This is a genomic window from Candidatus Eisenbacteria bacterium, from assembly GCA_016867495.1.
Taxonomy (GTDB): Bacteria; Eisenbacteria; RBG-16-71-46; order CAIMUX01; family VGJL01; genus VGJL01.
Genome location: VGJL01000243.1, coordinates 1 through 3,334, shown reverse-complemented (window position 1 = coordinate 3,334; position 3,334 = coordinate 1). Strand labels below are relative to the sequence as shown.

Genomic DNA, 3,334 nt, shown 5'->3' with positions numbered 1-3,334 from the left:
CCATGCTATCGTCTCCTCGCCGGGATCAGGCGGAATCCACTCCACTTCCCGGCGCGCGTATGCCGATAGGAAGTGGCGATGGCGGCGCCGTCGCGTCTCCGGCGAATGGCCGGCGAGGGCGCCACCTTGGAACAGCCGTCCCCGAGACGGCGGGTCGGAAGAGGAGATGGAGCGGCGGTCGTTCAAGGTGGGGCCGGAGCGTCACGGCAAGAAGAAGAGCCATGCGCGCCCCGATCGGATCATCGAAAAGAGACAGAACTGGCAAGAGTACCTGGACCCGGAGGAAGACCCCGGGCTCCTCGACGAGACCGATCTAGTGATACCGGGGGTTGCGGGGGAGGCAGAAGAGAAGGTCGTCGAGGAGGATAGCAAAGAGAAGAGACGGGGAAAGAGCCAGGAGAGAGACCCGGAGAGGCTCCCGAAGAAACGGGGCGAAGATCCGAAGAGGCCGAAGAACAGCGCCTGAGTCCATCGGACCCGCCTAGAACCGGCGCAGGTTTCCTCCCAGCAGCGCCTCGACAGCCTTTCCAGCCCAGCTCCGCCGGCGGAGCCATGCGAGGAACTGCAGGCTCTCCCGGTCTTCGACGCCGACTTCCAGGCCCGCCGCGATATCGATGTGGACCGCTTGCGCTCCCCACGAAGCAATCGACTCCCTCATCGCGGCCGAGTCGGCCACTCCTTCGACGCGCAGGACGAGAAGGACGCGGCCGCGGTCCGCCGAGTCGGGGGGAGCGGGAGGAGTTCCCGCGGTCCGATCCCACCGCACGAGAAGGGGCAGATCAGAGATGCTTCTGGCGATCTCGCGCCAGCCACTGAGGCTCCCGGCCATCACGAAGCGGCCCTGATCGGCGAGGGCGCGGCATACCTCTCGGGAGGGGATCGCCGCCCCGCTCGGCAGGATCGCCCCGGCGAGACCGGCGGCGCAGAGGGCGCGCGCTCCGGAGGCGCCTATCCCCTCAAGGGTAGGAAGGGCGAGTACGGGAAGGAGGGCGACCGCCATTTCGTCGCGGGCATCCCCGGTCTCTCCGAGTTCGTCGATCACTCTCAGCCAGGGCCGATCGTCCGTCAGGCTCGAGAGGGAGCCCAGTCTGCGCAGGATCTCGCCGGTGTCGATCCGTCCCTGATCGCACAGGACCAGGCGGCCCGCAATGCGGCCGTCGCCGTCGAGCGTCTCGCGCAGGGGATCGACGAGGATCGCCGCGTCCAGGGGAGCGAATCCGATCTGGATGGCGTCCGCGCGGAGCGCGCGCTCGACGCCGTAGCCGTCAGCGAGCGGCTCGGGATGATCCGCGATCGACAATAGGAGGGAAGCGAGGCCCCGGCCGACAGCCTCGAGATTCTCGGGCGGGACATGCCGCGCCTCGTCCTCGATGTCGTGGTAACGATGATGCCGGCCGCGGCTCCAAGCCGATAGCGCGGGTATCCCGCGGGCCGCGAAGGGACTATAGTCGCTGTGCTCGCCGTCTAGCCTGTACTCCTCGAACGAGGCCGCGCGAACCGAATCGAGTCCTGCCCGCCACGAAATATAAGGAGGACCGAGCCTCGTCCCGCCGGCCAGACCGAAACCGCCGTCGCCGTGGCCCGCCATGTCGAGGTTCAGCATCGCGACCGCCCGCGAGGAGTCGAAAGGAAGATGGGCCGCCAGGCGCTTCGAGCCGAGAAGCCCCATCTCCTCCCCTCCGAATGTGACGAAGAGGACACTCCTGCGCGGCTTCCAGCCGGACTCCCTCGACGCGCGCGCCATCTCGATCACGACAGCCGTCCCCGACGCGTTGTCGTTCGCCCCCGGATAGAGATGTCCGCCTGCGTCGATCCCGAGGTGGTCGTGATGAGCCCCGAAGATCACGACCTCGCTCCCCAAGACTGGATCGCTTCCCCTGATCATTCCGAGGACATTGCGCCCCGTCGCCGGCTCGGTCCTCTTGGCCTTGACCTCGAATCGGAGCCGCTTGCCTGTCGCTACCGGGCGAGGCCCGTCCTTCAGCTTCTCCTTCAGATCGTCGAGCGTCCATCCCGTCTCGCGCAGAAGCAGGTCGGCGATCCTCTTCGAGATGAACCCCGCGGGGACTGAGGGATCGTGGACGCCGGGCTCGAGCGCTGCCCCAGCGACCGGACGCTCCCCCTGGACATAGAGGACCGCCGCGGCTCCCCGGGCGCGCGCCGCGGCGAATGTGTGGGTCCGCTTGTACTCCTCGCTCCAGTCCCTGCCGTCCTCGACATGCTCGCGGAGGATCACGGCGATCTTTCCCTCCAGCCGGACATCGCCATAGTCGTTCCTTTCCTTCTGCGGAGAGTCGATTCCGTATCCGACAATCACAGCCTCGGCCGTGACCTTGCCGTCCGCGGGCGTCAGAAGGAGGGTGAAGTCCTCGCCAAGAACGAAGCGGATCCTGCCGAACGGTCCGTCCAGCAGCTCCAGAGAGGCCTTGGACGCCTCGCAGCCGATCACGGGGAAGTCCTGGAAGAAGGTCTGATCCGCCGAGGCCGGGAGGAGCCCCGAATCGAGGAAGCGCGCGGCGATCCACTCCTCCGCGGCGCGCCCTCCCGCCGTGCCGCTCCTTCGCCCCTCGAAGGGGGCAGAAGAGAGGACGCTGTCGGCCCGCCAGGCGCTCGCGCCGCTGAAGGCCTCCTCCAGCGTCTTCCCGCGAGACGGCCCGGCTCCCGAGGCGGCGAGGATGTAGGAGAGGACGCAGGGGAGGATCAGGCGCGCCACGGTCTCTCCGACCGACAGGGTCATGGGGCGTCGCGCACGGCGTAGAGGACCTGGAGCGTGCCGAAGAAGCGTCTGACGAGCGTCCCGGCGTCCGGGGCCGTGAGGACGAGTCCGCCCGCGGAGACGCGCTCCATCCCCGGGAGCCTCTCGGCGGCGAGCGCCGCCTCGACCGTCGATAGCTCCATCTCGAGGCGCAGCGGGGAATCGGGCCGGAAGGGGCGGAGCGAATCTCCCGTGGCGCGGCGGGAGGCGGCCTCCCTGGCCCCTTCCCTGATCTTCTCCCGCAACTCCGTCATCGGCTCCAGCAGGGCCGCCTGGTAGGCGAACCCCCTCTTCGTCGAGACGAAGACCGCATCGGACATCGTCGGAGCGATCTCGTCGCGCAACTCCGCCTGGCCGGTGACGAGTCCCACCGGTATCCCGAGCTCCCCTGCCTGCAGGGCGGCGATGACGGCCTCGTTGCAGGGGTTCCCGTTGATGCGCAGATCGATGATCCGCGATGTGAATGTGTGCGAGAGGACTCCCCCGGGGACCGCGGGCCCCGGATGATATCCGACCAGGAACAGGACGTCGAAGGATCGATCGAGCCCCAGGAGCATGTCGATCGACGGATCCCATCCG

Annotated in this window: 3 protein-coding genes; 1 reads left to right on the top strand and 2 read right to left on the bottom strand. The window is 68.1% G+C overall.

Annotated elements, in window-relative coordinates:
- Positions 1-166 precede the first annotated feature (166 nt).
- Positions 167-466, top strand: coding sequence for a hypothetical protein (locus tag FJY88_12900; protein ID MBM3288227.1), 300 nt, complete (start codon positions 167-169; stop codon positions 464-466).
- 15 nt (positions 467-481) lie between these two features.
- Here FJY88_12900 and FJY88_12895 read toward each other — a convergent pair whose 3' ends face one another.
- Together FJY88_12895 and FJY88_12890 are read right to left on the bottom strand one after the other, a co-directional pair.
- Complete coding sequence (locus FJY88_12895; protein MBM3288226.1) at positions 482-2,737, bottom strand: M28 family peptidase; 2,256 nt, start codon at positions 2,735-2,737, stop codon at positions 482-484.
- Positions 2,734-3,334, bottom strand: a 601-nt coding sequence (locus FJY88_12890; protein MBM3288225.1) for a hypothetical protein, incomplete at its 5' end; no start/stop codon positions are given. The genes FJY88_12895 and FJY88_12890, both read right to left, overlap by 4 nt.

Coding starts and splice junctions, on each gene's coding strand:
- FJY88_12900 (MBM3288227.1), top strand. CDS start 167: ATGGAGCGGCGGTCGTTCAAGGTGGGGCCGGAGCGTCACGGCAAGAAG.
- FJY88_12895 (MBM3288226.1), bottom strand. CDS start 2,737: ATGACCCTGTCGGTCGGAGAGACCGTGGCGCGCCTGATCCTCCCCTGC.